Annotated in this window: 26 protein-coding genes; 14 read left to right on the top strand and 12 right to left on the bottom strand. The window is 73.4% G+C overall.

Going from position 1 to position 24,404, the window contains the following annotated elements; all coding sequences use genetic code 11:
• The first annotated feature begins 34 nt into the window (after positions 1 to 34).
• Positions 35 to 466: a DUF5997 family protein gene (locus tag ITJ40_RS12020; RefSeq protein ID WP_194667286.1), complete on the top strand. Its 432-nt coding sequence runs from the start codon at positions 35 to 37 to the stop codon at positions 464 to 466.
• Positions 467 to 566: 100 nt separating this feature from the next.
• Entirely contained in the window at positions 567 to 2,036 is a 1,470-nt protein-coding gene (locus tag ITJ40_RS12015; RefSeq protein WP_194667285.1) for a DUF2079 domain-containing protein, read from the top strand.
• Positions 2,037 to 2,063: 27 nt separating this feature from the next.
• On the opposite strand, the gene ITJ40_RS12010 is transcribed toward ITJ40_RS12015, so the two are convergent.
• The gene (locus ITJ40_RS12010; RefSeq protein WP_228512419.1) at positions 2,064 to 3,491 is read right to left on the bottom strand and encodes a CitMHS family transporter; all 1,428 of its coding nucleotides are present in this window, start codon (positions 3,489 to 3,491) and stop codon (positions 2,064 to 2,066) included.
• A 159-nt stretch (positions 3,492 to 3,650) separates the two neighbouring features.
• Between ITJ40_RS12010 and ITJ40_RS12005 the strand changes: the two genes are divergently transcribed.
• The 4 genes from ITJ40_RS12005 to ITJ40_RS11990 all read left to right on the top strand — a co-directional run bounded on the left by ITJ40_RS12005 (position 3,651) and on the right by ITJ40_RS11990 (position 7,146).
• Complete coding sequence (locus tag ITJ40_RS12005; RefSeq protein WP_194667283.1) at positions 3,651 to 5,534, top strand: Spo0B domain-containing protein; 1,884 nt, start codon at positions 3,651 to 3,653, stop codon at positions 5,532 to 5,534.
• On the top strand, positions 5,531 to 6,196 hold the full coding sequence (locus tag ITJ40_RS12000) for a response regulator (protein WP_194667282.1): 666 nt from the start codon (positions 5,531 to 5,533) through the stop codon (positions 6,194 to 6,196). The genes ITJ40_RS12005 and ITJ40_RS12000 overlap by 4 nt, the downstream gene beginning before the upstream one ends.
• 309 nt (positions 6,197 to 6,505) lie before the next feature.
• Entirely contained in the window at positions 6,506 to 6,760 is a 255-nt protein-coding gene (locus ITJ40_RS17100) for a hypothetical protein (RefSeq protein WP_228512352.1), read from the top strand.
• Positions 6,761 to 6,801: 41 nt separating this feature from the next.
• Positions 6,802 to 7,146 carry an ASCH domain-containing protein gene (locus ITJ40_RS11990; RefSeq protein ID WP_194667281.1) on the top strand — a complete coding sequence of 115 codons (345 nt, stop codon included), beginning with the start codon at positions 6,802 to 6,804 and terminating at the stop codon, positions 7,144 to 7,146.
• 48 nt (positions 7,147 to 7,194) lie between these two features.
• On the opposite strand, the gene ectB is transcribed toward ITJ40_RS11990, so the two are convergent.
• Positions 7,195 to 8,505 carry a diaminobutyrate--2-oxoglutarate transaminase gene (gene ectB / locus ITJ40_RS11985; RefSeq protein WP_194667280.1) on the bottom strand — a complete coding sequence of 437 codons (1,311 nt, stop codon included), beginning with the start codon at positions 8,503 to 8,505 and terminating at the stop codon, positions 7,195 to 7,197.
• A 173-nt stretch (positions 8,506 to 8,678) separates the two neighbouring features.
• Between ectB and ITJ40_RS11980 the strand changes: the two genes are divergently transcribed.
• Entirely contained in the window at positions 8,679 to 9,545 is an 867-nt protein-coding gene (locus tag ITJ40_RS11980) for an alpha/beta fold hydrolase (protein WP_194667279.1), read from the top strand.
• A 107-nt stretch (positions 9,546 to 9,652) separates the two neighbouring features.
• Entirely contained in the window at positions 9,653 to 11,143 is a 1,491-nt protein-coding gene (locus tag ITJ40_RS11975; RefSeq protein ID WP_194667278.1) for a glycoside hydrolase family 28 protein, read from the top strand.
• Positions 11,144 to 11,170: 27 nt separating this feature from the next.
• Here ITJ40_RS11975 and ITJ40_RS11970 read toward each other — a convergent pair whose 3' ends face one another.
• The 7 genes from ITJ40_RS11970 to ITJ40_RS11940 form a co-directional block, all read right to left on the bottom strand.
• Positions 11,171 to 11,803 (bottom strand): HEAT repeat domain-containing protein, encoded by a 633-nt coding sequence (locus tag ITJ40_RS11970; protein WP_194667277.1) that lies wholly within the window; start codon positions 11,801 to 11,803, stop codon positions 11,171 to 11,173.
• Between the two features lie 63 nt (positions 11,804 to 11,866).
• Positions 11,867 to 12,976 carry a VIT1/CCC1 family protein gene (locus tag ITJ40_RS11965; protein WP_194667276.1) on the bottom strand — a complete coding sequence of 370 codons (1,110 nt, stop codon included), beginning with the start codon at positions 12,974 to 12,976 and terminating at the stop codon, positions 11,867 to 11,869.
• A 247-nt stretch (positions 12,977 to 13,223) separates the two neighbouring features.
• Entirely contained in the window at positions 13,224 to 14,096 is an 873-nt protein-coding gene (locus ITJ40_RS11960) for a M56 family metallopeptidase (protein WP_194667275.1), read from the bottom strand.
• Between the two features lie 61 nt (positions 14,097 to 14,157).
• The gene (locus ITJ40_RS11955) at positions 14,158 to 14,619 is read right to left on the bottom strand and encodes a MarR family winged helix-turn-helix transcriptional regulator (RefSeq protein ID WP_194667274.1); all 462 of its coding nucleotides are present in this window, start codon (positions 14,617 to 14,619) and stop codon (positions 14,158 to 14,160) included.
• A gap of 113 nt (positions 14,620 to 14,732) precedes the next feature.
• Positions 14,733 to 15,449, bottom strand: coding sequence for an HAD family hydrolase (locus tag ITJ40_RS11950; RefSeq protein ID WP_194667273.1), 717 nt, complete (start codon positions 15,447 to 15,449; stop codon positions 14,733 to 14,735).
• Positions 15,450 to 15,504: 55 nt separating this feature from the next.
• Positions 15,505 to 16,200 carry an endonuclease NucS gene (gene nucS / locus ITJ40_RS11945; protein ID WP_119373106.1) on the bottom strand — a complete coding sequence of 232 codons (696 nt, stop codon included), beginning with the start codon at positions 16,198 to 16,200 and terminating at the stop codon, positions 15,505 to 15,507.
• Between the two features lie 9 nt (positions 16,201 to 16,209).
• Positions 16,210 to 17,181 (bottom strand): DMT family transporter, encoded by a 972-nt coding sequence (locus ITJ40_RS11940; protein ID WP_194667439.1) that lies wholly within the window; start codon positions 17,179 to 17,181, stop codon positions 16,210 to 16,212.
• A 200-nt stretch (positions 17,182 to 17,381) separates the two neighbouring features.
• Between ITJ40_RS11940 and ITJ40_RS11935 the strand changes: the two genes are divergently transcribed.
• Positions 17,382 to 18,092: an alpha/beta fold hydrolase gene (locus tag ITJ40_RS11935; protein ID WP_194667272.1), complete on the top strand. Its 711-nt coding sequence runs from the start codon at positions 17,382 to 17,384 to the stop codon at positions 18,090 to 18,092.
• A gap of 52 nt (positions 18,093 to 18,144) precedes the next feature.
• Complete coding sequence (locus ITJ40_RS11930; RefSeq protein ID WP_194667271.1) at positions 18,145 to 18,663, top strand: GNAT family N-acetyltransferase; 519 nt, start codon at positions 18,145 to 18,147, stop codon at positions 18,661 to 18,663.
• On the opposite strand, the gene ITJ40_RS11925 is transcribed toward ITJ40_RS11930, so the two are convergent.
• Positions 18,660 to 19,199, bottom strand: coding sequence for a hypothetical protein (locus ITJ40_RS11925; protein ID WP_194667270.1), 540 nt, complete (start codon positions 19,197 to 19,199; stop codon positions 18,660 to 18,662). The two genes, ITJ40_RS11930 and ITJ40_RS11925, sit on opposite strands and share 4 nt — an antisense overlap.
• A 48-nt stretch (positions 19,200 to 19,247) precedes the next feature.
• Here ITJ40_RS11925 and ITJ40_RS11920 point away from each other — a divergent pair, with 48 nt between their 5' ends.
• The 3 genes from ITJ40_RS11920 to ITJ40_RS11910 are packed head-to-tail and all read left to right on the top strand — an operon-like array spanning position 19,248 to position 21,468.
• The gene (locus tag ITJ40_RS11920) at positions 19,248 to 19,967 is read left to right on the top strand and encodes a bifunctional 2-polyprenyl-6-hydroxyphenol methylase/3-demethylubiquinol 3-O-methyltransferase UbiG (RefSeq protein WP_194667269.1); all 720 of its coding nucleotides are present in this window, start codon (positions 19,248 to 19,250) and stop codon (positions 19,965 to 19,967) included.
• 41 nt (positions 19,968 to 20,008) lie between these two features.
• Positions 20,009 to 20,524: an ASCH domain-containing protein gene (locus tag ITJ40_RS11915; RefSeq protein WP_194667268.1), complete on the top strand. Its 516-nt coding sequence runs from the start codon at positions 20,009 to 20,011 to the stop codon at positions 20,522 to 20,524.
• The gene (locus ITJ40_RS11910) at positions 20,521 to 21,468 is read left to right on the top strand and encodes an isoprenylcysteine carboxylmethyltransferase family protein (RefSeq protein WP_194667267.1); all 948 of its coding nucleotides are present in this window, start codon (positions 20,521 to 20,523) and stop codon (positions 21,466 to 21,468) included. The genes ITJ40_RS11915 and ITJ40_RS11910 overlap by 4 nt, the downstream gene beginning before the upstream one ends.
• 57 nt (positions 21,469 to 21,525) lie before the next feature.
• Here the strand turns inward: ITJ40_RS11910 and ITJ40_RS11905 are convergent, their stop codons facing one another.
• The gene (locus ITJ40_RS11905) at positions 21,526 to 22,371 is read right to left on the bottom strand and encodes a DUF3037 domain-containing protein (protein ID WP_194667266.1); all 846 of its coding nucleotides are present in this window, start codon (positions 22,369 to 22,371) and stop codon (positions 21,526 to 21,528) included.
• A 9-nt stretch (positions 22,372 to 22,380) separates the two neighbouring features.
• Positions 22,381 to 23,148, bottom strand: coding sequence for a HipA family kinase (locus tag ITJ40_RS11900; protein ID WP_194667265.1), 768 nt, complete (start codon positions 23,146 to 23,148; stop codon positions 22,381 to 22,383).
• Positions 23,149 to 23,397: 249 nt separating this feature from the next.
• Between ITJ40_RS11900 and ITJ40_RS11895 the strand changes: the two genes are divergently transcribed.
• Positions 23,398 to 24,258 carry an aldo/keto reductase gene (locus tag ITJ40_RS11895; RefSeq protein WP_304520182.1) on the top strand — a complete coding sequence of 287 codons (861 nt, stop codon included), beginning with the start codon at positions 23,398 to 23,400 and terminating at the stop codon, positions 24,256 to 24,258.
• The last annotated feature ends 146 nt before the right edge of the window (positions 24,259 to 24,404 follow it).

Raw genomic sequence — 24,404 nt, 5'->3', positions numbered from 1 at the left:
AGGGCGGCCGGGGCCCCGACGGTACCCTGGGCTCATGACGAGCCCCGGATCCAGCCAGACGATGAAGGCCGCGACCGCGGCGAAGAAGCTGGGCGTGCACCTGCCGGCGACCCCCGTGGAGTTCCAGGAGTCGACCCCGTCCCGCGCGGAGCTCGCCGAGATGCACGCGAACCCGCCCGAGTGGCTCGCCACCCTGCTGCGCGACGGCCCGCACCCGCGCCCGGTCATCGCCGGCAAGCTCGGGATCTCCATCGCCGGCCTCGCCCGCGGCGGCGTCGACGAGGCGCTCACCACCGCCCAGATCAAGGAGCTGCTGCAGGCCCCGCCGCAGTGGCTCGTGCAGGAGCGCGCGACGCAGGCCGAGGTGCGCGAGGAGCAGATCCGCGTGAAGAACCGCGACGCCGGCCGCGCCGCCATGGCCGCCGAGCGCGAGCGCCAGGACGGTGCAGGCGGCGCGCGCCGCTGAGTCGACCCGCACCCACGCGCGTCCGGGTCGACCGGCCCTGAGCGGATGATCCCGGGGATCGCGCCCCCTCGAACCCGGCCCCGCGTGAGACCCTGATGCCGTGACCCGCACGAACGACACGGCCCACCGCCGCCACGCCGACGACGACGGCTCCGTCGAGCCGGATCCCACGATCGCCCTCCGCGCGCCCATCACCGGATCCCGCGTGCCCGGCACCGTCGGCGTCGTCGTCGTCGCCGCGCTCGTCACCGCCGTCTACGTGCTCTACTCGGCGCTCGAGTGGCGCCGCTTCACCGTCAAGTCGTGGGACCTCGGCATCTTCACGCAGCTGGCGCAGGACTACTCGCGCCTCCAGGCGCCGCTCGTCTCCATCAAGGGCGACGGCTTCAACCTCATGGGCGACCACTTCCACCCGATCCTCGTGCTGCTCGGCCCGGTCTACGCCGTCTGGCCGCACGCGTTCGCGCTGCTCGTGGTCCAGGCCGTCCTCATCGGGATCTCGGTGGTCGGCATCGGCCGCCTGGCCGGCCGGGTCGCGGGCCGGTGGGGCGCGATCGTCGTCGCGGCGGCGTACGGGCTGAGCTGGGGGATCCAGGGCGCGGTCGCGTTCCAGTTCCACGAGATCGCGTTCGCCCTGCCGCTGCTGGCCTTCGCGCTCGACGCCGTGATCGCCCGCCGCGCGCTCGCCGCCGCCGCGTGGGCCGTGCCGCTCGTGTTCGTGAAGGAGGACCTCGGCCTCACGGTCGCGGTGCTCGGCGTGATCATCGCGCTCGCGATGGACCGCCGCATCGGCGTCGCGCTCGCCGGCTGGGGCGTCGCGTGGTTCGTGCTCGCGACCACCGTGATCCTGCCGGCCTTCAACCGCGAGGCCCGCTGGGACTACGCGTCCAAGCTCGACGCGGGCGGCGCGCTCGCAGATCCGTTCGGCACCATCGCGGGGCTCTTCGTGGCGCCGAAGCTGGAGACGGTCGCCTTCCTCGTCCTCGCGGGCGCGTTCATCGCGCTGCGGTCGCCGCTGATCCTCCTCGTGGTGCCGACGCTCGCCTGGCGCTTCCTCTCGCCGACCGAGGCGTACTGGGGGCCCGGCTACCACTACGACGCCGTGCTCATGCCCATCGTGTTCGCCGCCGCGATCGACGGCATCGTGCGCGCTCGCGCGGGCCGGCAGCACTGGATCGCCGTGGCCTCGCGCGCGACCGTGCCGGTGCTCGCCATCGTCGCCGTAGCCCTGTTCTTCCGCTCGCCCATGGCCGAGCTCACGAAGCCGACCATCTGGCAGGCGGCGCCCCGGGCCGCGCAGGCGCAGGCCGCGCTCGACCAGGTGCCGGCGGGCGCGAGCGTCCTCAGCGACATCGGCCTCATGTCGTACCTCGTCGACGACCACGAGGTCTACTGGCTCGGCAACCCGGGCAATCCCGCGCCGCAGTACGTCGTGATCGACACCCTCGGCGGCGGCCTCGGCCAGGGCGCCCTCAACGCCGACCAGTACGGCGAGGCGACGCAGGCGGGCGCGACCTACGAGATCGTCTACGCCGACGCCGGGTACCAGGTGGCGCGGCGCACCCAGTAGGACGCGCCCCTCGCGCAGCGCTCCCGATCAGATCGGGATCACCCCCGTGAGCACGCCCACCGCGAGCATCGTGAGCGACACGAGCACCGCCCGCCACAGCACCTTGCGGTGGTGGTCGCCGAGGTTGACGTCCGTGAGCGACACGAGCAGCAGGATCGCCGGCACGAGCGGGCTCTGCAGGTGCACCGGCTGCCCGGTGATGGAGGCGCGCGCCATCTCGACGGGGTCGATGCCGTAGTTCGCCGCGCTCTCCGCGAGCACCGGGAGCATGCCGTAGTAGAAGGCGTCGTTGCTCATGAAGAAGGTCATCGGGATGCTGAGCACGCCGGTGATGACCGCGAGGCCGGGGCCGAGGGCGTCCGGGATGATCGTGACGAGCCAGGCCGACATCGCCGACACCATGCCCGTGCCGTTGAGCACGCCGATGAGGACGCCCGCCGCGAGCACCATCGAGACCACGCCGACCACGCTGGGCGCGTGCGCCGCGATGCGCTCGCCCTGGTGCTTGAGGTCGCGGAAGTTGGCGATGAGCGCGATGGCCGCGCCGACCATGAAGACGTAGGCGAGGGGCAGCTGGTCCATGATCAGCAGCGCCAGCACCACGATCGTGAGGCCCAGGTTGAACCAGATCATGCGCGGGCGCAGGGTCTCGCGGTCGGGGTCGAGCATCGTCGTGCCGAGCGTGGAGACGGCGGCCGTCTCGGCGCGGACGAGCGCCGGGGCCATGGTGATGAGGCCGCCGCGCGGGGTCGCGGGGGCGCCGCGACCGGCGCGCCACCAACCCGAGCCGCCCGTGGATCCGCCGGAGCCGGAACCCGTGCCGCCGGCGGCGTCGAGCCCGCCCTCGGCGCGCGCCTCGCCGAGCGCGGCCAGGCGGCTGCGCTCGCGGAGGCCCATGGTCCAGGCGAAGATCATGACGAGCGCGATGCCCACCAGGAGCGACGGGATCATCGGCACGAAGATGTCGGTCGGCGAGACCTTGAGGGCCGCCGCCGCGCGGACGGTCGGGCCGCCCCACGGGACGATGTTGAGCGTGCCGTTCGCGAGGCCGGCCGTGCAGGTGAGCACCACCGGGCTCATCCCGAGCTTGCGGTAGATGGGCAGCATGGCCGCCGTGGTGACGATGAAGGTCGTGGATCCGTCGCCGTCGAGGGAGACCGCGGCCGCGAGGATCGCCGTGCCGAGCACGATCTTCGCCGGGTCGCCGCCCGCGAGGCGGAGGATGAGGCGCACCAGCGGGTCGAACAGGCCGACGTCGATCATGATGCCGAAGTAGATGATGGCGAACATCAGCAGCGCGGCCGTGGGGGCCAGGTCGCCGAGCGCCTCGATGACCATGTCGCCGATGCCGAGCCCCGCGCCCGCGAAGAGCCCGAAGATCGTCGGCACGAGGATGAGGGCGACCATGGGCGTCAGCCGCTTGGTCATGATGAGGGCCATGAAGGTGAGGACCATGGCGAAGCCCAGGAATACCAGCACGCGTGACTCCTTCGTCGGTGGGCGGGACGCCCGGCTGAACACCACACGCTAGGTCGGCGTCCGCGTCCCGTCGCGCTTGTGCCGCTTGATCGCGATAGTGCACGTATACGAGGTTCTGCGCATTATGCTCACCAGGTGGATCGAGCGACGGGGCGACGACGGGCGGGGCTCGACTTCGCGCGCCGCACACTGGTCCTCCAGCTGCTCGTCGTGCTCGTGGTGGTGGGGATCGCGACCGTGGCGTACGGCCTGCTCAGCTCGTCGGAGAACCGCGAGGAGGCGCAGGCGACGGCGCTGGCGATCGCGCGGACGGCCGCCGAGGATCCCGCGCTGCGGGCCGCCGTGACGGCCGAGACCGCGGATCCCGCGGCGGCGGACGCGGCCGACCTCGCCGACGGTCCCGTGCAGCGCACGGCCGAGGCGGTGCGGGAGCGCACCGGCGCGCTCTTCGTCGTGGTCACCGACGATCGCGGGCTGCGGCTCGCCCATCCCGACGCCTCCGAGCTCGGGCAGCGCGTGAGCACGGACCCGACGGTCGCGCTCGCGGGGCGCGAGGAGGTGACCTGGGACACCGGCACGCTCGGGGAGTCGGCGCGGGCGAAGGTGCCGGTGCGGGCGCTGGCGACGGCGGACGCTCCTGAGGGCGCCTCCGCGGCCGAGGCCGACGAGCGCGTGGTCGGCGAGGTCAGCGTCGGCTTCGCGGCGGCGACCGTGCGCGACTCCATCGGCGTCGACGTCGCGGCCATCGCGGTCGTCGCGCTGCTCGCGCTCGGAGTCGGGGCGGTGGCCAGCGGGATCCTCTCCCGGCGGCTCGCGCGCCTCACCCTCGGCCTCCAGCCGTCCGAGCTCGCCGGCCTCGTGCAGGACCAGGCGGCCGTGCTCTCCGGCGTCGGCGAGGGCGTGCTCGGACTCGGCCCCGACGGACGCGTCACCGTCTGCAACCCGCGGGCCGCCGCGCTGCTCGGCCTCGTGGATCCGGTCGGCCGCACGCTCGCCGACCTCGGCGTCGCGCCGGTGCTGCGCGACGCGGTCGCCGCGGCGCGGGCCGGTGCGGGGACCGCGTCCGGATCCCCCGGGGCACCCGTCGCCGGATCCGCGTCGCTGCGCGCGGTGGTCGACGACCGGCTCCTCTTCGTCGACGTCGCGCGCGTCGACCGCGACGGCCGCGACCTCGGCACGGTGATGGTGCTGCGCGACGAGACGGACGTCGAGGCGATGAGTCGCCGCCTCACCGCCGTCACCGCGATGTCCACGGCGCTCCGCGTGCAGCGGCACGAGTTCGCGAATCGCCTCCACGTCGTGCGCGGCCTGGTCGCGACCGGCCGGGTGGAGGAGGCCGACGGCTACCTCGCGGGCGTGCTCGAGCAGGGGCCCGTGGCGTTCCCCACGGTGGACGCGGGTCTCGTCGACGAGCCCTACCTGCAGGCGTTCCTCGGCGCGAAGGCCATGGAGGCCGAGGAGCGGGGCGTGACCCTGCGGGTCGGGCCCGGCACGCTCGTGCGCGGGATCCTCGTGCGGCCCGAGGAGGTCACGACCGTCCTCGGCAACCTCGTCGACAACGCGCTGCACGCGGCCGTCCACGGATCCCGCGCCGACAGGTGGGTGGAGGTGGAGGCGCTCGACGACGGCGTCGACCTGCACCTCGCGGTCGCCGACTCGGGCGACGGGCTCGGGTCGGCGGACGCCGCGGGGATCTTCCGGCGCCGGCCCGACGACGTGGACGGGGCCGCGGAGGCGCTCGCGGCGGCCGGGGGACCGGATCCCGCGCACGGGCTCGGCTTCGGCCTGCCGCTCGTGCGCGACATCGCCCGGCGCGACGGCGGCGACGTCTGGGTCGCGGATCCCGGCGGCCCGCCGCCCCACGCGGAGTCCGGCGCCGTGTTCTGCGCGCGGCTCGCGGGCGTGGTGGAGCCGCCCGACGCGGATCGGCCGGCGGACGGCCCGACCACCGACGATCACGACCCCCACGACCCCCACGCCCCCGACCTCGACCCCGACCTCGACGGAGCCCGCGCATGACCGACGACCTCACCGTCCTCATCGTCGACGACGACTTCCGCATCGCCCGCCTGCACGAGGGCATCGTGGAGCAGGCGCCCGGCTTCCGGGCCGTCGGCACCGCGGGCAGCGCGCGGGCGGCGCTCGCCGTGCTCGACACGTCCCGCCCCGACCTCGTGCTCCTCGACGCGTACCTGCCCGACGGCAGCGGGATCGACCTGGTGCGGCGCATCGAGCCCGACGTGATCCTCGTCACGGCCGCCGACGACCCCGCCACCGTCCGCCGTGCCCTCCGCGGCGGCGCCGTCTCCTACCTCGTGAAGCCGTTCGCGCCCGAGCTGCTCACCGCGCGCCTCGCGGCCTACGCCGCCTTCCGCGCCGGGCTCGCGAGCGACCGGCCGCTCGACCAGGCGGGCATCGACCGCGCCATCCACGCCCTGCGGCCCGGCCGGGTCTCCGCGCGCGAGCGGCCCGCGACCGAGCAGGCCGTGCTCGACGCCCTGTCCGCGTCCGACGCCGAGCTCAGCGCCCCCGAGATCGCCGAGCGCGTCGGCGTCTCCCGCGCCACCGCGCAGCGCTACCTCGGCGCGCTCGCCCGCGACCGCGTGGTCGACGTGCAGCTCAACTACGGATCCACGGGCCGCCCGGAGCACCGCTACCGGATCCTGCGGCCGCGCGGCTGAGACGACGGGGACGCGCCGGGTCGGACGTGCGCGAACGGGTCAGGCCCGCGCCCCGTCAGCGCCCGGCGCGCTCCTCGCTGGTGGATCCGCGCACCTCGCGGACGGCCGCGCACCCAGGATCCGACGCATGGACCCCGTCGCTCCCCCTCCCCGAGTCCTGGCCACCGGCATCGGCTCGGGCCTGATCCTCATGGCGGTGTTCACGATGTGGTGGGCCAGCGACACCTTCACCGGCTGGCCGACGCCCGTGGCCGCGAGCGTCACGGCCGTGTGCGGTCTCGGGGCGCAGCCGGCCTCCAGCGCTTCCTCGTGCCGACGATCGCCGTCATCGTCGGTCTGCACTTCTACCCGATGGCGCGCGCGTTCCATCGTCGGATCGACCTCGGGATCGCGACCTGGACCACGCTCGTGGGGACCGCCGGCGTCGTCGCGGTGCTCCAGGACGGCGCGGCGTGGCCGGTCGTCTGGTCGTGGGTGGGAGCGGGGGCGGCGGCGGCCACGATGGGCTACGGGATCTTCATGACCCGCGCCGCCCGGCGACTCCTCCGATCCACCGCCACCTGAGCGGTCCCGCCTCGCCGCCTCGCCGCCCCTAGGCTCGACGGATGTCCGACGCAGCAGCCCAGGTCGTCCGCTTCCACCGCATGCACCACGACGCGATCGTGCGCGGCGAGAAGGTCACCACCGTGCGCTTCGAGGAGGACCTGCGGGTCGGGCCGGCCGTGTTCGTCTTCGACGAGCACCCCACCGCCGTCCCGCTCGCCGGGCGCGTCACCTCCGTGCGGCGGCACCTGCTGGCCGATCTCACCCCGGAGGACGCGCACCAGCCTCCGGGCACGGACATGGCCCTCTTCGCCGCGCAGCTCTGCGAGAACCACTACCCGACGATGCCCGCGTCGGCGACCGTCGAGGTCGCGGAGATCGAGCTGGACGACAGCCCCGTCGGCTGAGCCGGACGCGCGAGGGACATGCGGCCGACCGCCGGCGCGGCGGGCGGGTCAGCTCCCGACGACCACCGGCAGCGGCACCTCGTCGGCCGCGAGCTCCTCGCTCGTGGAGCCGAGGACCTCGCGGACGGCCGCGCGGATGATCGCGAGCCCCTCCTCGACCTCGTCGTCGGTGATGGTGAGCGCGGGCAGCACCTTCATGACCGTGCCGCCGGCGCCGCTCGTCTCCATGAGCATGCCGCGCTCGAACGCCGCCCGGCAGACCGCGCCGGCGAGGTCGCCGGAGGGGAACTCGATGCCGCGCGCGAGGCCGCGGCCGCGCACCTTCAGCTGCATCTCCGGAGCAGCCTCGGCGGCGATCTCGGTGAAGACCTCGTGGATCCGCTCGCCCTTCCGCAGGGTGGACGCCTCGAGCTCGCCGTCGGCCCAGTACAGGCGGATGGCCTCGGCGCCCGTGAGGAACGCGGGCGCGATGCCGCGGAACGTGCCGTTGTGCTCGCCCGGCTTCCACTGGTCGAGCTCGGGCTTGAGGAGCGTGAGCGCCATGGGCAGGCCGTAGCCGCCGATGGACTTGGAGAGCGTGACGATGTCGGGGACGATGCCCGACTCCTCGAAGCTGAAGAACCCGCCCGTGCGGCCGCAGCCCATCTGCACGTCGTCGACGATGAGCACGATGCCGTGGCGCGTGGTCACCTCGCGCAGCTTCCGCAGCCACTCCGCGCCAGCGACGTTGATGCCGCCCTCGCCCTGCACGGTCTCGACGATGACGCCGGCGGGCAGGTCCACGCCCGAGCCCGAGTCGTCGAGCAGCTTCTCGAAGTACGCGAGGCTGTCGGTCTCCCCGCCGAGGTAGCCGTCGAAGGGCACCGCGATGGCGTGGTGCAGCGGGTGGCCGGCGCCGCCGCGCTTGAGCGCGTTGCCGGTGACCGAGAGCGCGCCCTCGGTCATGCCGTGGAACGAGTTGGTGAAGTGGACGATCGTGGTGCGGCCGGTGACCTTGCGCGCGAGCTTCATGGCGGCCTCGACCGCGTTCGCGCCGCCCGGGCCGGGGAACATGATGCGGTAGTCGAGCCCGCGCGGCTGGAGGATCACGTCCTGGAAGGTCTGCAGGAAGTCGCGGCGGGCCTCCGTGAACATGTCGAGGGAGTGCGTGACGCCGTCGCGGAGGATGTAGTCGACGAGCTTCTGCTTGAGCGCCGGGTTGTTGTGCCCGTAGTTCAGCGCGCCGGCGCCCGCGAAGAAGTCGAGGTAGCGGTCGCCGTCGGCCGTGAACATCTCGCTGCCCACCGCGCGGTCGAACACGACCGGCCAGCCGCGGCTGTAGCTCCGGACCTCGGACTCCATCTGCTCGAAGATCGTCATGCCGTGTCGCTCCTTGATGCTCATCGGCGACCTCGGTCGATCGCCGCACGTCGGGCGGGCTCGTGGCTCCGGGCGACGGGGAAGGGCGCTGCGATGCGCAGCCCCTCCATCGTCGCACCTCCGCCCGACATCGCAGGAATCCCTCACGCGGGGGAACTCTGTAGGGTCGCGGCATGGCCGCTTCCGGGGACGTCGATCCGCTCGGGACTCCGGGGACCGCCGTGATCCGCGTCGGTGACCGCGACGTGCGGCACCGCGTCACCGGCACCGGGGATCCGCTCCTCCTCCTGCACGGCATCGGCCGCAGCCTCGAGGACTGGGGCGAGCAGCACGACCGCCTCTCCGCCGGTCACGAGCTGCACAGCCTCGACCTGCCCGGGTTCGGCTGGTCGGATCCCGTCGCCGGGACCACGACGCTCGAGTCGCTCGCGGACGCGCTGCCCGGCTACCTCGACGCGGCGGGCGTGGCCGGTCCCGTGACGGTGGTCGGCAACTCGCTCGGCGGCGCGGTCGCGATGACCCTCGCGACCCGGCATCCGGATCGCGTGCGCGCGCTCGTGCTCGTCGACAGCGCGGGCTTCGGCCGGCAGGTCACCGTGGGCCTCCGGATGCTCGCCTTCGACCCGCTCGCGACCCTCCTGATGCGCCCGACGCCCGGCAACTCCCGGCGCTCGACCCGCACGATCTTCCACGACCCGGCCCTCACGACCGACGCGCGCGTGCGGCACGCGCAGGAGCTCTCGGCCCGGCCGACCCACGCGGCCACGATGCTCGACATCGCGCGCGACCTCGGCACGGTCCGCGGCGTCAGCTCGCGCTGGCGCCGGCCGCTCGTGGAGAGCGTGCGCCTGTCGGGCCTGCCCGTGCTCGCCGTGTGGGGCGACCGCGACCGGATCCTCCCGCCCGCGCACCTCGCGGCCGTCGCGCGCGAGCTGCCCGACGCGCGCACGCGCCTCATCCCGGGCTGCGGGCACATGCCCCAGGTCGAGCGGCCGGACCTCTTCGCCGCGCTGGTCGAGGACTTCCTCGCCGGCCTCTGACGCCGCCGGGACCGCGCTGGGGAGCGTCCGCGCGCGCCGCCGAGGGCCGACCTACGGTGGCCCCATCGCGCGGGACCGCCTCGCCCCGATCGTCCGGAGGGCGTCCCATGGGCCTCGCCCCGCACCGCATCCGCACCCTGCTGGTGGGCGGCCTGCTCCTCGTGGCGGTCATCGCCTCGGTCGTGGCCCTCGCCGTCGCGCCGCCGAGGGCCGCGTCCGTCTCGGCGGCGGGCGCCGCGGGATCCGTCGTGCACGGCGACCGGCGCACCGTCACGGAGCCGGTCGCGCCGGCGACGACGTGCGCCACCGTCCCGGCCCGCACCGCGATGGCCGAGCGGCAGGCATCGGCGGCGGACGAGGCGCACGCCCCGGACACCGCGCGCATCCAGGCCGCCCTCGACGGGTGCGCGGGATCCGGCGCCGCCGTCGTCCTCGCCGCGTCGAGCACCACGGCAGCCTTCCTCATCGCGCCGATCACCGTGCGCACCGGCGAGGTGCTCGTCCTGGATCCCTCGGTCGTGCTGCACGCCTCCCGGGCGGCCGCCGACTACCAGGTGGCGGGACGCGCCACGTGCGGCACCGTCGGCGGCGCGGGCGACGGCTGCCGGCCCGTCATCACCCTGTCGTCGCACTCCGGGCTCGCGTCGAGCGCGGCGACCGGCCTCAGCCAGGGCCGGGTCGACGGCCGGGGCGACCTGCCCGTCCTCGGCGGGACCGCGAGCTGGTGGCAGGTGGCCGCGGGCGCCAAGCAGGGCGGCCACCAGAACGTGCCCCGCCTCGTGGCGGCGACGCGGGCGGACGACGTGACGCTGCACGACGTGGACCTCGTGGACTCGCCCGGCACTCATGTGTCCTTCGACCACGGCGACGGCCTGACGGTGTGGGGCGTGCGGATCCGGACACCGGCCGGCGCCCGCAACACCGACGGCATCGACCCGGCCGGCGCCACCGACGTGACGATCGCCGGGTCGTGGATCAGCGCCGGCGACGACGGGATCGCCGTCAAGGCGGGCACCGCGGCCTCGGCGCACATCAGCGTCCTCGACGACCACCTGTTCGGCACGCACGGCATCGCGATCGGCAGCGAGACGCAGTCCGGGGTGAGCGACGTGCTCGTCGCCGGCGTCACCGTCAGCGGACGGGACGCCTTCGGGATGCTGAGCGTCGCGGCCGGGGGCATCCGCATCAAGGGATCCTCCGCGACCGGCGGCCCCGTGCAGGACATCGAGTACCGCGACGTGTGCGTCGACGAGGTGAAGCAGCCCCTGGCGTTCGATCCGCGCTACTCGACGGCGGCCGGCAGCGCGATCCCGACGATGACGGGGATCGTGGTCGACGGATTCCGCGCGACCCGGTCGCTGCACCTCGCGTCGTCCCAGCTCGACGGGTACGACGCGGCGCATCCGCTCGGCCTCGCGCTCCGCCGCACCGTGGTCGACGCGGGCAGCGTCGACATGGCGGCGGCGGACATCACGACGGCGGGCGCGTTCTTCGGGGGCGCGCCGCTCGCGTCCACGGCGCCGGACGTGCGGGTGACCGCGGGCCCGGACGCCGGGGATCCGCCGACCTGCGCGTTCCCGGCGTTCCCCGACCTCTGACGGTGAGCGCCGGGGATCCGAGCGGCGTCAGTCCTCGCGGTCCTCGTCGTCGCTGTCGTCCGCGTCCGCGACGGGAGCGCTCGCCTCGGCCGCGGCGGCCGCGTGCCGGCCGGCGGGGGAGAGCACCTGCTCGTGGCGGGCGGCGAGGGCCTCGAGGCCGTCGTGGGCGGCGACGCGCACGGAGGTGTCGGGATCCGTCAGCGCGCGGCGGATGACGTCCTCGTCGGCCGGGGAGCCGACGGCGCCGAGCGCGCGGAGGGCGGCGCCGCGGACGCGGGCGTTCTCGTCGGTGACGAGCACGGTGAGGGCGCGCACGAGCGGCAGCTGCCGGGTCGCGACGACCTTCGCGCACGCCTCGCGCACGCGCCAGGCGCGGTTCGTGAGGTTCTTCTCGACGACCTTGGCGGCCTCCGGCGTCCAGGCGTAGAGGAGCGCGCGGGCGCCCCAGGCCTCGGGCCAGTAGAGGGGAGGTGCGCCGTTGAGGATCCCGCGGGCGTGGCGTCCGCCGACCAGCAGCAGGAAGTCGTCGCCCTCGTACAGCCCGTCCAGCAGGCCCATCGCCCGCAGGGCGACCTCCCGCTCGCTCGTGCGCGACACCGCGTCGCTCATGCGCGTCGCGAGGGAGTCCTCGCGACGGCGGGGGTCATCTCCGTCAGCCATGCGGACAACCGTATCGGCTGCGGCCGGGCCGTCCCGCCGCCCGGGAGCGGCGGGACCCGCGGATCAGCCGGCCTGCGTGTTGAAGAGCAGCCCCAGCAGGTAGGTGGCCCCGGCCGCGCCGAACCCGATGAGCAGCTGGCGTCCCGCGCGGCGCAGCGGCGGGCCGCCCGAGAGGAGTCCCGTGACGGCGCCCGTGATCGACAGCGCGATGGCCACGAGCACGCACGCGACGGCGAGGGCCGCGAGGCCCTGGAGGCCGAACAGGTACGGCAGCACGGGGATCACGGCGCCCGACGCGAAGAAGCAGAAGCTCGAGATGGCCGCGCCCCACGCGGTGCCGACGCTCTCGTGGTCGTCCTCCGGTGCGGCGACGCCCGCGATGCTGACGGGGATCGGCCGGGTCTCGGCCGCGAGGTCGCGCAGCACCTCGTCGGCGTGCGTCAGCGCCTCCTCCTCGGTCATGCCGCGGGCGCGGTAGACGAGGGCGAGCTCGTTGGCGTCGACGTCGAGGTGGGGGAGCGCGTCGCGCGTGCCCGGATCCGGGGCCGACGCCTCGAGCAGCTCCCGCTGGGAGCGCACGGACACGAACTCGCCCGCGCCCATCGACAGCGCGCCGGCGAGGAGGCCCGCGAGGCCGGTCGCGAGGATCACGGCGTTCGGCACGCCCGTGGCCGTGATGCCGAGCACGAGCGCCAGGTTGCTGACGAGCCCGTCGTTGGCGCCGAAGACGGCCGCGCGGAAGGTGCCCGAGAGGCGCATGCGGCCGCGGGTGGCGAGGCCGCGCACGACCTCCTCGTGCACGCGTTCGTCGGCCGCCATGGCGTCGGTCGCATCGGCGTCGTCCGCGTACGGCGAGCGGCTCTCGGCGCGCTGGGCGAGCGCCAGCACGAAGACGGATCCGAAGCGGCGGGCGAGCAGGCCGAGGATCCGCGTGCGGATGTCGCCGCGCACGGGCTTGCCGACGCGGTCGCCGAGCAGGTCGATCCAGTGGTCGGCGTGCCGACCCTCCGCCTCGGCGAGGGCGAGCAGGATCTCGCGCTCCTCGCCCGTGCGGCGGCTGGCGAGGTCGCGGTAGACGGCGGCCTCGGCGCGCTCGTCGGCGAGGTGCTGCCGCCAGCGGCGCACCTGGGCGGGCGTCGGATCCGGCGTGCGGGCAGGGGGCATGGATGTCATGGGTCCTCCGGTCGGGCGACGGCCGGGACGCCAGGGTCTCCGGCCGACGCGACGGCGCGTGGTGCGCCTGTCGTTCGTCTGGCCGAAGGTCTCGTCCGCCCGCCGCTCGTGCTCGTGGCGGGTGATGCACCGGGCCCGGGGGCCAGCATGTCGACGCATCGCCGTCCGGCTCGGAGGCCGGGGGGACTACTCCCCTTCGAGAGGAGACCCTAGCGCACGGGTCCGAGCGGCCCCGGCCGGCGGCCGATCAGGCCGGCGGCGGCAGCAGCACGATGACGAGCGGCAGCACGGGGAGCGCGCACGCGACTGCGCACAGCAGCCGCAGCGCGACGCGGTGCCCGCCGCGGGGATGGCGCATGCGGTCGGCGCGGAGCGCGGAGAGGCCGCCGTCGGGATCCAGCTTGCGGAGCGCCGAGGCGACCGTGTCCGGCCCGGTGGCGCGGGCGGCGTGGTCGTCGGCGATGAACTCGATCGCGATGGTGGTGGAGAGCGCGAGGCGCTGGCTCGCGGGCAGGGCCGGGAGGATCGCGCGGGAGACCTGGGCGATGCGCACCGCGAGCGCGTGCCGCTGCTCCAGGTGCGCGGTCTCGTGCTCCAGGACGGCCGTGAGCTCGTCGTCGTCGAGGCGGGCGCGCGCCTCCGTGGTCAGGAGGATCAGCCCGGTCGCGGGGGAGAGCGCGGCGAGCGGCACGTCGGACTCCACGAGGCGCGCGTCGCGCCCGGCGACCCGGTACGGCCGCGATGCGAGCAGCAGCGTCGCCACCTCTCCCGCTCGCTGCCGGGCCTCGCGCACCACCCGGCCGCCCTCCTCCACGATGCGGAAGAGCAGCACGCCGAGCACGCCCGCGGCAACGTAGGCGAGCGGGATCGCGGCGAGGGGCGCGGTGCCGGCGTCCTGCGCCGGGGCGGTGCCCGCCTGCATCGCCATGCCCTGGTGGATGAGGAGCCCGAGCCCGGATCCGAGGCTCAGCACCGCCGTGACGAGGAACCCATGCCAGGCCGCGAGCATCGCCACGGGCCGCTGCGCGACGAGCGGCAGGCGGCCGAGGAGGAGCGGCGCCAGCAGCGTGACCGTGACGTAGCACTCGAGCAGGAGCACCGCGCGGACCGTGTCGCTCACTGGTCGCGCTCCGATCGGGTGGTGCGGTGGTGCCGGTGGCGCGGGGTGCGTGGGCGGCCGGTCAGATGGTCTCGGGGAGCGCCTTCGCGTTGTCGATGACCTGGCTCAGCACGGTCTTCAGCCCCTCGAGCTGCTCCTCCGTCATGGAGAGGCGGTCGCGGATCTGCTGCGGGATGGCGACGGCCTTCTCGCGCAGCTCGCGGCCCTGGTCGGTGAGGCCGATCTCCAGCACGCGCTCGTCCGAGGCCCGGCGCACGCGCCAGACGTGGCCCATGGCCTCCAGCCGCTTGAGGAGCGGGGAGAGCGTGGCGCTGTCGAGCTGGAGCTCGTGGCTCAGGTCCTTGACCGATCGCGGCCCGCGGGCCCAGAGGGCGAGGAGCACGAGGTACTGGGGGTGGGTGAGCCCCAGCGGGTCGAGGATGGGTCGGTAGAGGGCGGTCACGCTGCGGGCGGCCACGACGAGCGAGTAGCTGACCTGCCTGTCGAGCGCGAGCGGGTCCTGCAGGTCCTGCGGTGTTGACATGGTTCCTCCGCGGGTCATTCTGTCACTCCGTGTTGCTAACCCCGGGGCGATCGGGCGCCGGCAGCTGGATCTGTGGAAAGGCTCTTGCGTGTGAGGGATTCGGAGCGGCGGCCTCAGGCGGCGGGTCGCGCGGCCATCGGGAGCAGGCGGGCCTCGAGCTCGGCGGCCGTCTCGACCACCGCGATGGTGCCCGCGGCCTCCGCCGGGCTGCCGTAGCCCCAGCCGACCATCACCGTCGGGATCCCGTGGGAGGCGGCGCCCTGCACGTCGTGCTCGCGGTCGCCCACCATCACCGCGTTGCCGAGGTCGACCCCGGCCTCGCGCAGTCGGCGCAGCGCCTCCTCGATGACGTCGGCCTTCGCGGATCGCACCTCGTCCTCGCTCGCGCCGCAGATCTCGGTGAAGAAGGGGGTGAGGCCGTAGTGGTCGAGCACGCGGCGGGCCTGCGACTCGGGCTTGCTCGTGGCGAGGGAGAGCGGGATGCCGGCCGCGTGGATCGCCCGCAGCACCTCGGGGACGCCCGCGTACACCGAGCTGTCGAAGACGCCGCCGCCCGCGTAGCCCGCGCGGTAGTGGGCGAGCGCGCGCTGCTGGGCGTCGTCGTCCATGCCGGCGAGGTCGCGGAACGAGTCGAGGATGGGCGGGCCCACGTACTCGAGCAGCTGAGCCGGGCCGGGCACGGGCAGACCCATGAAGACGAGGGTCTTCGCGAGCTGCGCGGTGATCCCGGGGGCCGAGTCGGTGATGGTGCCGTCGAGGTCGAAGAGGATGCAGCTCCAGGGCGCGGAGCCCGCGACGGGGGAGGGCGTGGACGTGTCGGGTGCGGTCACCCGCCCACCCTACGAGGGTCGATCGGATGCCCGCCGGGAACCTCCCGAGGCCGGGTCAGAACAGGCGCGAGTGCCCGTCGTCCATCCCGCGCATCGCGTCGTAGTCGAGGAGGAGGCAGCGGATGCCGCGGTCCTCGGCGAGCGTGCGGGCCTGCGGCTTGATCTCCTGCGCGGCGTAGACGCCCGCGACCGGCGCGAGGTGCGGATCCCGGTTCATCAGCTCGAGGTAGCGCGTGAGCTGCTCGACGCCGTCGATGTCGCCGCGGCGCTTGAGCTCGACGGCGACCGACTTGCCGCTCGCGTCGCGCGCGAGGATGTCGACCGGCCCGATGGCGGTCATGTACTCGCGGCGCACCAGCTCGTGGCCGTCGCCCAGCAGGTGGATCTGCTCCGCCAGCAGCTTCTGCAGGTGCGCCTCCACGCCGTCCTTCACGAGACCCGGGTCGACGCCGAGGTCGTGCGCGGAGTCGTGCAGCACCTCGTGGATCGAGACGACGAGCATGTCGGCCGTCTTCGGCTGCACGACGCGCCAGATCTCGCGGACGCCCGCGAGCGCCTGGTCGTCGTCGGGCTCGACCTCGACGATGGTGCAGGGCGGGCTCATCCAGTTGAGCGGCTTGTAGGAGCCGCCGTCCGAGTGGACGAGGAGGCTCCCGTCGGCCTTGACCATGAGGAGGCGGGTGGCGAGGGGGAGATGCGCGCTGAGGCGGCCGGCGTAGTCGACGGAGCAGCGGGCGATGACGAGACGCACCCGGCGAGCCTATCCGGGCGTCGGAGGGGTGCGCGTCGCGGCGGGCGCGTCACCGGTGCCCGCGGCGGTCGCGGGTGCCGACGCGGCGGTGCTAGTCGCGGATCCCCGCCCGGCACGGCGGCGCCCCTGCGCGAGGAGCACGCCGAGGAGCACGAGGACCGCGCCCGCGGGTTCGTTCCAGTGGAGGGTCTCCCCGAGCACGAGGATCCCGAGCGCGACGCCCACCACGGGCGTGATGTAGGTGACGGTGGAGGTGACCGTGGGGCCCCAGGCGAGCAGCACGTTCATGTTCCAGAGGTACGCGAGGCCCGTGCCGACCACGCCGAGCACCACGAGGCTGAGCACGACGGGCAGGTCGAGCGACACCGGGCCGGTCGCGAGGAACGGGGTCGCGACCAGCATCGCGGCGGCGCCCATGCCGATCTGCATGAACGCGGTGACGACGCCGGGGATGCCGCGGTGCGTGAGGAAGCGGCGGAGGTAGCCGAAGGTGATCCCGTAGCAGAGGGCCGCGCCGAGGCACGCGAGCTGGCCGGCGAGCTCGAGCAGGGGCTCGCCGGACGCGGCGGCCTCCGCGCTCGGGGCCAGGCGCCACGGGCCGATGATCACGACGACGCCGACGATCCCGAGCGCGATGCCCGCGAGCTGTCGGCGACCGAGCCTCTCGACCCGGAACGCGAGCGTGGCGAGGAGCGCGGTCATGATCGGCGTGGTCGCGTTGTAGATGCTCGCGACGCCCGACGTGACGTGCTGCTCGGCCCACGCGAACAGCGAGTAGGGGATGGCGGATCCGACGACGCCGACCACCGCGAAGTGCAGCCACACGACGCGCTCCTTCGGCAGCGGCAGGCGGCGCCCGGCGACGATGAGGCCGAGCGCGATCGCACCGAGCACCAGCCGCGTCCACGAGACCTGACCGAACGAGACGCCCTCGAGCGCGACCTTCATGAAGAGGAAGCTCGCGCCCCACACCGTGCCCATGGCGGCGAACTGGACGGCGACGCGGCGGCCGCCGGGGAGCGCGAGCGGCGAGGCGGGAGCGGCGGATGCGGAGGGCGCCGGGGCGCCGCGGGGTGTCACGTCGTCAGCGTATCGGCGGGGTGCGACCTCCTCGCATGCCGCGGGGCGATCACGTGGCGTTCACCGGGCGCGTGACCTCGCGCCCGTGCTTCCATGTCCAGATGCATCTGCGCATCGACGAGACCGGCACCGGGCCGCGCGCGGCCGTCCTGCTCCACGGGCTGATGGGATCCGCCGAGAGCTGGTGGCGGGTCGCGCCCGTGCTCGCGGCGCGCGGCTACCGGGTGCTCGCCGTGGACCTGCCCGGCCACGGGCTCTCCGACCGGGATCCGGAGCTGACGATCCCGCGGGCGGCCGCGGCGGTGACGCGCGCCGTCGCGGACGCGGGCGTCGAGCGCCCGGCCCTCGCCATCGGGCACTCGTTCGGCGGGATCGTGCTCGGGGAGGCGTTCCCCGAGCGGCGTCCCGAGGTGGTCGTCTACGTGGACGCCCCGCTCGCGCCGACCGGCGGCGGCGACCCCGTCGAGATCCGCGACGCCTACGAGCGCGACCGCCGGGGCCGGACGGCGGAGGCGCTGCGGATCTCGCGACCCGAGTACTCCGACCGCGACCGGGAGGCGGAGGGCCGCGCCGCCGCGCGCTTCGATCCCGCCACGGCCGCGGCGCTCGCCGCGGTCCCCTCGTACACGTGGGCGCCGGAGCCCGGATCCATCGTCGTGCGCGCCGACCCGAGCCGCTTCGTGAGCGCGGAGGAGGCCGCGCGCCTCGCCGCGTCGGGCGTCGACGTGCGGGGGATCCCGGGCGCCGCGCACTCCGTCTGGTACAGCCACTTCGACGCCTTCACGGCGGCGCTGCCGGAGGCGTTCGGCTGATCCGGTCCCGCGCGGCAGGGCGCGCGCGGCCGCCGCGTGGGAGGCTCGGGCGATGACGACGACGCCGGCCCCCGTGCTCGCCACGGCGCGGTTCGCGCTCGAGCCGCTGGTGGTCGCGCACGCGCGGGAGATGGTGGCGGTGCTGGCGGATCCGGCGCTGTACCGCTTCACCGGGGGCGAGCCGCCGTCGCCGGCCGCGCTCGAGGTCCGCTTCGCACGGCAGGCGGCGGGGCGCTCGCCGGACGGATCCGCGCGGTGGCTCGTGTGGATCCTCCGCGAGCGCGCGTCCGGCCGCGCGGCCGGGTTCGTGCAGGCGACCGTCACGGACGAGGGGCCGGTGCGCGTGGCCGAGGTGGCGTGGCTCGTGGGGACCGCGGCGCAGGGATCCGGCGCGGCGGCCGAGTGCGCGGCGGCGATGGTGGCGTGGCTGCGGGAGGACGGCGTCGGGGCGGTGCGGGCGCACATCCACCCGGATCACGCGGCGAGCGAGGCCGTCGCGCGGCGGCTCGGGCTCGCGCCGACGGACGCGCGCGTCGACGGCGAGGTGCGCTGGGAGCGTGCGCTGGGCTAGTGGACGGCCAGCTCCACCGCGAGCACCGCGACGCCGAGCACCGCGACGCCCGCGAGCACGAGGAGCTTCACGCCGAGGCCCACGCGGAGGCGGCGGACGGCGATCAGCGTCACGAGCACCAGCGTCGCCACGAGCGCCACCGAGATGATCCGCAGGGCCGCCGGGAGGTCGAGCGCGCCGAGCGCGGACAGGCCGAGGATCGCCATCGGCACGGGCAGCACCCCGAGCGAGCTGCCGCAGACGTAGAGGATGTGCGCGACGTCGCGCCGGTCCGGCACCTCGCCGTCGCGCACCATCTGCGCGATGAACTCGGCCGTCGACACCGCGAGCAGCGTGCCGACGACCGTGAGCAGGAGGGTGAGCGCGGCACCGCCGACGGTCGCGTGATCCGCGTCGCGCCCGATCGCGATGGTGACCGCGAGCGCGGTGAACGTGACGTAGATCCGCTCCTTGAGCGCCTCCGAGCGCTGCTCGGCGTCGGGGACGCGGCGGCCACGGGAGTCGCGGGCGGGCGGCTGGCGGGGATCGTCGGTCACGGCATCAGGCTAGGCGCGCCGGCGCGTGACCGCCGATACCGTCGGAGCATGCCCGACCTCGATCCCCGCATCGTCGCGCTCTACGACGGCGACAACCCCGACGGACCCGACCACGACTTCGACCGGGCGCTCGCCGCGGAGGTCGGCGCCCGGTCGATCGTCGACCTCGGCTGCGGCACGGGCATGCTCACGGTCTCGCTGGCGACCGCGGGTCGCCGGGTCGTGGGGGTGGATCCGTCGGCCGCCATGCTCGACGCCGCCCGCTCCCGGCCGGGCGGCGACGCCGTCGAGTGGATCCACGGCGACAGCCGCGCCCTCCCCGCCGGCCCGTTCGACCTCGCCTTCCTCACCGGCAACGTCGTGCAGCACATCCCCGACCCCGAGTGGATCCGCACCCTCGCCGACCTCCGCCGCGCCCTCCGTCCGGGCGGCACGCTCACCTTCGAGAGCCGGAACCCGGCCGACCGCGCGTGGGAGTCGTGGGCGGGACCGGCGACGACGCGCGACACCGCGCACGGTCCGCTCGAGGAGTGGGCGGAGGTCGAGGAGACGGGGCCGGGCGTCGTGCGGGTCGTCTTCCACAGCCGCTTCGTCGCCGCCGGTGAGCTGGTCTCCGAGGTCCAGCCCTTCGCTTTCCGCGACCGCGCGACGCTCACGGCCCAGCTCGACGCGGCCGGATTCGACGTGGACGCGGTGCACGGCGACTTCGCGCGCGGCCCGCTGACGGCGTCATCCCGGGTGATGGTGTTCGTGGCGCGGGCGCGCTGATCGGATCCGATCCCCGATCGCCCGCGTGGGAGCATCGGACCATGAGCGATGCGACCGCGCCCGTCTCCCCACCCGACCTCGCGGCGGCGGGGCGCATGTGGGCCGCGTACGCGGAGGCGCACCCGCAGGCCGCCGCGGCCGGGCGCGAGCACACGGTCGAGCACTTCGGGGACCACGCCCGGCTCGCCGACGAGCTGCTCGGGATCGTGCTGTCGGGCCGCAAGCGCGCGACCGCCGAGCTCGTCGCCGACTTCCTCGCCCGCGGCGACGAGGTGCCGCGCATCGGATCCCACTGGATCGCCTGCGACAGCACCGGGGCGCCGCGCATCGTGATCCGCAGCACCGAGCTCCGCGTCGGCCCGTTCACGAGCGCCGACGCCGCCTTCGCGCACGACGAGGGCGAGGACGACCTCTCGCTCGCGAGCTGGCGCACGCAGCACCGCATCTACTGGGAGCGCGTCAGCGCGGCCCGCGGCGCCGCATGGTCGGAGGACGACGAGATCGTGTTCGAGCACTTCGCCGTGGTGTGGCCGCCGGAGCACGCGGACCCGCGGTGACGCGCGCGGCGCACGTCTCCTCCGCGCGCACGTGGGGCCGCCTCTGGTTCGCCGCGCAGGCGCTCGGCGGGGCCGCGTGGTGGATCGCCGTCCCGCTCGTCCCCGCGGTGCGGGTCGCGACGCTCGGCTCGCTGGATCCGCTGCCCGTCGCCCTGCTCGACATCCCGCTGTTCGTCGTGGGGTCGGCGCTCGCCGCGGCCGGGATCCGGGGGGCGGCCGTCGTCGCCTCCGCGTGGACGCTCCTCGTCGCCGTCGCGCTCGCCGCGTACGCGACCGTGACGACCGAGGCCGGGATCGGCGTCGTGGTCATGGCGGTCGCCGCGCTCGGGTCCCTCGTCGCCTGCGCCCTGGCGCTCGTCGGCCGGCTGCCGACCCGCTGGGCGCTCATCGGCCCGTTCGCCGCGCGCCCGGCCGACGCGAGCGCCGCCACGTCCCGGCACGTGCTCGCGACGGCGGCGCAGATCGTCGTCTTCTGGGGCTCCTTCCTCGCGGTCGCGCCGCTCGGGATCCGCTGGCTGGAGCTGCGCTGGCGCGTGGCCGTACCGCTGCCGTCGTGGGCGCTGCCCGTGGGGATCGCCGTGCTGGTGCTCGCGAGCGCGCTCGGGATCTGGTCGGCCGCCGCCATGTCGACCCGCGGCGGCGGCACCCCGCTTCCGGCGGCGACCGCCACGCGGCTCGTGATCGCCGGGCCGTACCGCTTCGTCCGCAACCCGATGGCGCTCGCGGGCGTGACGCAGGCGGCGGCGGTCGGGCTGATGCTCGGATCCTGGCTCGTCGTCGCCTACGCCGTCATCGGCTCGTCGCTCTGGAACCACGTCGTGCGGCCGGGCGAGGAGGCGGACCTCGAGGCCCGCTTCGGGGATCCGTTCCGCCGCTACCGCGCCGCCGTGCGCTGCTGGGTGCCGACGTTCCCGGGCGTCGCGGCGACGCCGCGGGGGAGCTGAAACCACGCGAGCCTGAGCACTGATTTTGTCAGACTTTACCGCTATGAATACATGACTTTACTGTGTGCTCAACGCGCTCTCCATCGTCTGGTAATTGATGGCCTCGACTCCGTTAAGTTGCCAAGCCTCGCGGGCGGCGTCGAATATGTCACTTCTCCATTCGGCCTGTCGCTCCGATATCGGCTCATCAAAGACGACCTGGATGGGGACGTCAGGCTCCAGATGTAAGGTTCGCCCGTCTAGGAATGACAAAGTTCCCCCCGTATCTCGCAACCGTGTGACTAGATAGTTCCACGATTGAATCTCCCGCTCAAGAACTTCAAGCGTCACTACATTAAACGCCCACGCGTTTGTGAGTACCCGACCTTCATCACCGGCCCTGAGGAGGTCAAAGCCACCCCGCTGCTTTCCTATGCTAGCTTTTGTATTTAGGAATAGGTCATATCCGACTTTAAAGTCCTCAATCCCTACGAGGTAATCCCGTATTTCATTACGGATTCGGGCCCGAGTTAGCCCGACTCTACGACGCTTTGTTGTCCGAGTAACTAGATGGGGAAAGAGTATGTTTACGCCGTCCTCGGCAGAAGAAGCATCGACGGATTGTCGCTCGCTAAATTGAATGGCGTTGACTTGACGAGAACGAAGATGCTCAACATAGGCTACGCTCATGCCACTTTTGGTCAGTTGTTCATGACGGTGCTGATTGACTACGCGGCGAAAATTACTGATCCATGGATTAAGCTCACGGACGTCGTTGTGCCAGTCTCCGTGATTGCGAATGTATCGCGTATCGAACCCCACGGCCCAGTCGCTGCCGTCTTTGCCGCAAACGATACCTATGTTTGTGAATTCACCCCTGGCTACATTGGGCACAAAACGGATTGTCCAATATTGGTATGTCATGGACGCTCCTTACGTATCGTGGCTGTGGTTGGAGGCCGCTCGGCGCAGGCGAGCCGCCACTGCCTCCGAGCGAACAAATAGTATAGACGCAAGCTCCGCAAGCTCAGACCTGTCGGTGTCCCACTCTAGTGGGACTAGGGAGACTACGGCCTGGAAGTCTTCAAGGGACAAGGAGTCGATGGCATCTGCCGCTGCGAGTAGGCCGAGATCGGAAGTCACGCTGGTGTCGACGTCGTGTTGCCATTCGCTTGTCCCAATACGCCTGAGTGACGGGAGATCCCAGTCGGCCTCCCCGGCCAGCCACATGCCATGATCGAAGGTCCAAATACTTTGGTCTTCCTTTGTCTGGTGTAGCCACTGGGGGTCTCCGCCTAGGCACAAGTCCCAGAGGCCGACAATGAAGGCCTGGCGGTATGCGTTGTCATCCAGTCGGGAGTATGTGTCCCACTCATCTGATTCAATGACGTCTTCTAGGTTTAGCGATGCGTGACAAGTCCCCTGGTGAAGCCTGAGGCCGTCTGCGTAGCTGTCGACAAAGTTGTTAGGTATGGTAAGGAGGGCGTGTTCAGGAACAGGGGCGCCTATAAGCCAGCCAATGCGATACGCAATCAGCTCCGCAACCAGTGTGCGAGCACCTTGCGGGTTGTTCCACGGCTTAACCCAGTAATGACGACCATCGGATGCAAGGCCCAGAAAAGCCTTAGATCCTGATTCGGACCGGCGAAGCACTGCCACGAGAGAATGGGTTAAGAGCGGAGCCATGGGCGCGACGGGCATGCGGAAAAGGTACCGTAAGGGCGGTATGAGTGCTAGCCATAGTGCATTTGGCAGCGAGGGGCACCCAAATAGGGGGTCTGGAGCCAGAGTGTTCTAAGGCGGTCTAGCTGGCACTTCGGCTGCTGTTGAGGCTGACGACGGGAACAGCAAAGCCAGCTGGTGTCAGCATGCTCGCTTGGCGCTCTAGGAGAGCTGTTCCTTGCGCATGCTCGACGCGCTATTGGTCCTATGGGGCCGCGGAGGCGGATGATGGACGCGATGGCTGACACCTTGATCCCCACGACCACCTTCCCCGACGGCCGCAACGCGGTCGCCCTCGCGCAGGGCACCTGGAACATGGGCGACGACCGCGCCGCCCGCACGACCGAGCTCGACGCCCTGCGGGCGGGCATCGACGCGGGCCTCGCCGCGATCGACACCGCCGAGATGTACGGCAGCGGGCGATCCGAGGAGCTCGTCGGCGAGGCCATCGCCGGTCGCCGCGACGAGGTGTTCCTCATCAGCAAGGTGCTCCCGTCGAACGCGTCCCGCCGCGGCACGGGCGAGGCCGCCCGCCGCAGCCTCGCCCGCCTCGGCACCGACCGGCTCGACCTGTACCTGCTGCACTGGCGCGGATCCCACCCGCTCGCCGACACCGTGGCCGCGATGGAGGAACTCGTGGAGGAGGGCCTCGTCCGCGCGTGGGGCGTCAGCAACCTCGACGCCCGTGACCTCGACGAGCTGGCCGCGATCCCCGGCGGCGACGCCGCGCAGACCGACCAGGTGCTCTACAACCTCGCCCAGCGCGGGCCCGAGCACGACGTGATCCCGTGGGCGGCGGCCCGTCGCATGCCCGTCATGGCCTACTCGCCGCTCGACCAGGGCCGGCTCGCGACGGATCCCACGCTCGCCGCCCTCGCGGAGCCCCTCGGCGTCAGCGCGGGACAGCTCGCGCTCGCGTGGGTCGTCCGCCAGGCGCCGCACGTCTTCGCGACCGCCAAGGCCGCGACGGCCGCGCACGTCGCCGAGAACCGCGCCGCGCTCGACCTCGTGATCCCGGAGGAGACGCTCGCCGAGCTCGACCGCGCGTTCCCGGCGCCCGCGGGGGCGGGTCCGCTCGCGATGTACTGAGCGGCGCCTGGCCTCGGCCCTCCCCAGGGCATCCGGATGCCGACGGCCCACGGTCCTCGACCTCCCACGTGGGGACGCCGCTCCCGCGTGCCAGAGTGCGCCATCGGCTGGCGGTTCCGCCGCCGACGCGGGCCGACGCCCGCCCG

This window comes from Clavibacter sp. VKM Ac-2872 (genome assembly GCF_015351105.1).
In the GTDB taxonomy this organism is placed as follows: Bacteria; Actinomycetota; Actinomycetes; order Actinomycetales; family Microbacteriaceae; genus Clavibacter.
Note: the sequence above shows the minus strand (reverse complement) of the source record. Positions and strands in the feature narration are given on the sequence as shown.

Bases quoted from the DNA above. Each gene is read 5' to 3' on its own strand.
- ITJ40_RS12020 (WP_194667286.1), top strand. From the start codon at position 35: ATGACGAGCCCCGGATCCAGCCAGACGATGAAGGCCGCGACCGCGGCG.
- ITJ40_RS12010 (WP_228512419.1), bottom strand. From the start codon at position 3,491: ATGGTCCTCACCTTCATGGCCCTCATCATGACCAAGCGGCTGACGCCC.
- ITJ40_RS12000 (WP_194667282.1), top strand. From the start codon at position 5,531: ATGACCGACGACCTCACCGTCCTCATCGTCGACGACGACTTCCGCATC.
- ITJ40_RS11990 (WP_194667281.1), top strand. From the start codon at position 6,802: ATGTCCGACGCAGCAGCCCAGGTCGTCCGCTTCCACCGCATGCACCAC.
- ectB (WP_194667280.1), bottom strand. From the start codon at position 8,505: ATGACGATCTTCGAGCAGATGGAGTCCGAGGTCCGGAGCTACAGCCGC.
- ITJ40_RS11980 (WP_194667279.1), top strand. From the start codon at position 8,679: ATGGCCGCTTCCGGGGACGTCGATCCGCTCGGGACTCCGGGGACCGCC.
- ITJ40_RS11975 (WP_194667278.1), top strand. From the start codon at position 9,653: ATGGGCCTCGCCCCGCACCGCATCCGCACCCTGCTGGTGGGCGGCCTG.
- ITJ40_RS11970 (WP_194667277.1), bottom strand. From the start codon at position 11,803: ATGGCTGACGGAGATGACCCCCGCCGTCGCGAGGACTCCCTCGCGACG.
- ITJ40_RS11965 (WP_194667276.1), bottom strand. From the start codon at position 12,976: ATGACATCCATGCCCCCTGCCCGCACGCCGGATCCGACGCCCGCCCAG.
- ITJ40_RS11955 (WP_194667274.1), bottom strand. From the start codon at position 14,619: ATGTCAACACCGCAGGACCTGCAGGACCCGCTCGCGCTCGACAGGCAG.
- ITJ40_RS11940 (WP_194667439.1), bottom strand. From the start codon at position 17,181: ATGGGCACGGTGTGGGGCGCGAGCTTCCTCTTCATGAAGGTCGCGCTC.
- ITJ40_RS11935 (WP_194667272.1), top strand. From the start codon at position 17,382: ATGCATCTGCGCATCGACGAGACCGGCACCGGGCCGCGCGCGGCCGTC.
- ITJ40_RS11930 (WP_194667271.1), top strand. From the start codon at position 18,145: ATGACGACGACGCCGGCCCCCGTGCTCGCCACGGCGCGGTTCGCGCTC.
- ITJ40_RS11920 (WP_194667269.1), top strand. From the start codon at position 19,248: ATGCCCGACCTCGATCCCCGCATCGTCGCGCTCTACGACGGCGACAAC.
- ITJ40_RS11915 (WP_194667268.1), top strand. From the start codon at position 20,009: ATGAGCGATGCGACCGCGCCCGTCTCCCCACCCGACCTCGCGGCGGCG.
- ITJ40_RS11905 (WP_194667266.1), bottom strand. From the start codon at position 22,371: ATGACATACCAATATTGGACAATCCGTTTTGTGCCCAATGTAGCCAGG.
- ITJ40_RS11900 (WP_194667265.1), bottom strand. From the start codon at position 23,148: ATGCCCGTCGCGCCCATGGCTCCGCTCTTAACCCATTCTCTCGTGGCA.
- ITJ40_RS11895 (WP_304520182.1), top strand. From the start codon at position 23,398: ATGGACGCGATGGCTGACACCTTGATCCCCACGACCACCTTCCCCGAC.